Source organism: Kitasatospora sp. NPDC054939, from assembly GCF_053610105.1.
In genome coordinates, this window is record NZ_JBSGXP010000275.1 from 1 (window position 1) to 3,814 (window position 3,814).

The following is a 3,814-nucleotide window of genomic DNA, read 5'->3' on the forward strand; positions in this document are numbered from 1 at the left end:
CGCCACACCCACCGGCACCACCCGCAACCCCGCATCCACCACATACACCCGCGTACTCCGAATCGGCCGACCGATCGGCACCGACACCCCACCGGTATCGGCGACCACCTCGGCGACCACGGCGTCGACGGTGGACTCGGTCGGGCCGTACACGTTGAACATCCGCCGGCCCGGCGCCCAGCGGGCGACCAGGTCCGGGGTGAGGACGTCACCGCCGGTGATGACGACCCGCAGTGCGGGGTAGTCGCCGGCCGGAAGGGTGGCGAGAACGGGCGGGGGCATCATCGCGTGCGTGACGGCCCGCTCGGTGAGGAAGTCGGCGAGCTCCCGGCCGACCTGGCGTCCGGCCGGCGGCAGGACCAGGGTCGCGCCGCCGAGCAGGGCGTTGAGGAGGTCCACCACCGCGGCGTCGAAGCTGAGCGAGGCGAACTGGAGGATCCGGGCGTCCGGGGTGATGCCGTAGCGGTCGAGGTGGTCGGCCGCGAGGGCCGGCAGGCCCCGGTGGGTGACCACCACCGCCTTGGGCGTCCCGGTGGAGCCGGAGGTGTAGATGAGGTAGGCCGGGTGCGCGGGGTGGAGGCGCCCCCGCAGGTCGGGGTCGACCGCCGGGCAGCGGTCGGAGTCGGCCTCCCGCAGCTGCCGCCGGTCGAGGACCAGGGCGGGCGCCGCGTCCCGGAGCATGAACTCGACCCGGGCGGGCGGGTACTCGGGGTCGACCGGCAGGTAGGCCCCGCCCGCCTTCAGCACCGCGAGCACCGCCACCACCATCTCCACGGAACGCGGCAGCGACACCGCCACCACCGACTCCGGGCCGACCCCGCGCTCGATCAGCCGGTGCGCCAGCCGGTTCGCCCGCCCGTTCAACTCCCGGTAGCTCACCACCTCTTCGCCGAACTCCACGGCCGGCGCGTCCGGCGTCCGCGCGACGGCGGCGGCGAACAGCTCCGGCAGCGTCCCGGAGGGCGCGCCGTCCGCATCGCCGGCCCACTCCCGCAGGAGGCGCTCGTTCTCCTCCGGCGAGAGCAGCTCCAGCGCGCCGATCGGCCGGTCACGGTCGGCGGCGAAGGCGTCGAGGAACCGCAGGAAGCGGGTGGCGTGGGCGGCCAGCACCGCGCGGTCGTACGCGGCGGGGTTGGCGTTGAAGGTGAACAGCAGCCCGTCGCCGGCGGGGTCGGGCTGCACCAGGATCTGCAGGTCGTCCACCGGGCCGTTGGTGAGGTAGTGCACGGTGCCGCGGTGGCCGGCGAACTCGGGCTGCTGGTCGAAGGCCAGGATGTTGACGAGCGGTCCGGTGCCGCCGGGGCCGTCGGTGTGGGTGCCGAGGTCGCGCCGCAGGTCCTCGTTGCGGTAGCGCTGGTGGCGCAGGGCGTGGCGCATCTCGGCGGAGGCCTGCCGGACGGCCTCGCCCACCGGCAGGTCGGCGGAGAGGGCGAGGAACAGCGGCAGGACGTTGGTCAGCATGCCCGGGGTGCGCCGCCCGGCGGCGGTGGTGCGGCCGGTGACGGGCAGGCCCAGGGTCAGTTCGTCCGCGCCGGTGAGCCGGTGCAGGTAGCCGGCGACGGCGGCGGTGACCACGGTGGTCCAGCTGGTGCGTTCGGTCCGGGCCAGGGCGCGGAGCCGGTCGAGTCCGGCGGCCGGGAGGCGGACGGGGCAGCGGAGCGGCTCCGCGGAGGCCCGGTGCGTGCCGTCGGCCAGGCTGACGGGGGCCGCACGTCCGGCGGCCTTGGCCAGCCAGTGGGCGCGGTCGGCGGCGAACGCGGCGCCGGCGCGGTACTCGTCCTCCTGGGCGAGCAGGTCCGCCAGGCCCGCGAACTCGGCGGGCGGGGCGTCCTCGCCGGCCGCCAGCGCGGTGTAGAGCGCGGCCACCCGGTGCAGGATCAGCGCGCCGCTGTAGCCGTCGGCCACCGCGTGGTGCGCCCGCTGGAAGAACCAGTGGCGGTCCTCGCCCAGCCGGATCACCGCCATGGTCATCAGCCCGCCGCCGACCAACTCCACGGGGGCGGCCAGTTCGGCCCGCATCCAGGCGTGCGCGGCCCGCTCGGGGTCGGGCTCGCCGCTGACGTCCACCCGGCCGGGCTGCCAGTCCGCCACCGGCGGCAGGACCTGCCGGGGCCCCTCCGGGGTCTCCCGGAAGGCCACCCGGACGGCCTCCGCCTCCTCCGCGGCCTGCCGCGTGGCGGCGGCCAGCAGGTCCGCGTCGAGCGGGCCGTGGATCTCGGTGTACTGGCTGACGTTGTACGACTGGCTCGGGACACCGAGGTGTTGGCCGAACCAGATGCCCAGCTGGCCGCTGTTGAGCGCCAGTTCCTTGTGCGTCACGTGATCGCCTCTCCACAGACCGGGATTCGCATACGGACCCGATCGTGGGAAGGCGATCTATGCTGCGGCTATATGGCGGCTTCGGGGGCCTGCGGCGCCCGCCCCGGCGGCCCCGACCGTCCGGCCGGGCGGCTCGGGAGGCGGGCGCGGCGTCGGCGAGGGCGTCCAGGACCGGGCGGATCAGGACGCCGGCGCGGCGTCGGCGAGGGCGTCCAGGACCGGGCGGATCAGCGGGTGGCCGTCCGCGCCGGCGCGGACGGCGGCGAAGACCCGGCGGGTGGCGAGCGCGCTGTCGACCGGGCGGACCGCGACCTCCGCCAGGTCGGTGCCGCGCAGCGCCGAGCGCGGCACCAGGGCGACGCCGGCCCCGGCCGAGGCGAGGGCGACGACGGCGCGGAAGTCGTCCGAGGAGTGCACCAGGCGCGGCTGGAACCCGGCGTACTCGCAGGCCAGCAGCACCACGTCGTGGCACGGGTTGCCCGGGTAGGGGCCGATCCAGGGCTCGTCGGCCAGGTCGGCCACCGCGATCGGGCCCTCGCCGGCGGCCAGCGGGTGCGCGAGCGGCAGGACCGCCTCGAAGGGCTCGGCGTACAACGGCACCCGGGTCAGCCGGGCGTCGTCGGCCCGCGGGGCGCCCCGGTACTCGACGGCGACGGCCAGATCGGCCCGGCCGTCCAGCACCATCGGGAGGCTCGCGTCGCCCTCGGCGTCCAGCACCTTGAGCCGGACGCCCGGGGCGCGGCGGGCGAGCCCGGCGATGGCGGGGGCGATCACCAGCGCGATGCCGGTGGCGAAGGAGGCGACGGTCACCTCGCCCGCGACGCCCGCGCTGTAGGCGGCGAGGTCGGCCTCGGCCCGTTCCAGCTGGGCGAGGACGGCGTCGGCGTGGCCGAGCAGGATCTCCCCGGCGGCCGTCAGCCGCACCCCTCGGCCCTCCCGGGCGAGCAGGTGGTGGCCGGTCTCCTGCTCCAGCGCGGCCAGCTGCTGGGAGACGGCGGACGGGGTGAGGTAGAGCGCCGCCGCGGCGGCGGTCACCGTCCGGTGGTCCGCCACTGCGCGCAGGGTCCGCAGCCGTCTTGCGTCGATCACAGGGCCAATTCTGCCAGCGCGCGGACGCCGTCCGGCCCGGCCGGAGCCGCGGGTGCCCTCGGGCGGGCGGCGGACGGACGGCGGACGGACGGCGGGGATCGGCCGAACGGCCCCGGAAGGGGCGGCGGAACGGCACCGGAGCGGCCCCGGACTCAACGGCACAACGGCACAACGGCACAACGGCGGGACCCCGGTCGAAACGGTCCCGCCCCCGGTCGGCGGCCGTCGCGGGCGCCGGACGTCACCTCCGGGAACGGGACGGCGGGGACGCGGGCGCCCGGCGGCCGGTCGGGACGCGGGGGCGGGAGCACGGGGGCACCGGGGGTCGGTCGGTGCGGGGGCTGCCCAGGTTCCGCCGGCGGGCGCGGGGAGGCGGCGGGGCCGGTCTCCCCGCGCCCGGGCGGGG

Annotated in this window: 2 protein-coding genes; both read right to left on the reverse strand. The window is 77.1% G+C overall.

The window, feature by feature from the left end; translation table 11 throughout:
* Window positions 1-2,319: AMP-binding protein (locus ACWGB8_RS38055; protein WP_452218237.1), on the reverse strand; the 2,319-nt coding region annotated here is incomplete at its 3' end.
* Between the two features lie 180 nt (window positions 2,320-2,499).
* On the reverse strand, window positions 2,500-3,408 hold the full coding sequence (locus tag ACWGB8_RS38060) for a LysR family transcriptional regulator (protein ID WP_452218238.1): 909 nt from the start codon (window positions 3,406-3,408) through the stop codon (window positions 2,500-2,502).
* Window positions 3,409-3,814: the final 406 nt, after the last annotated feature.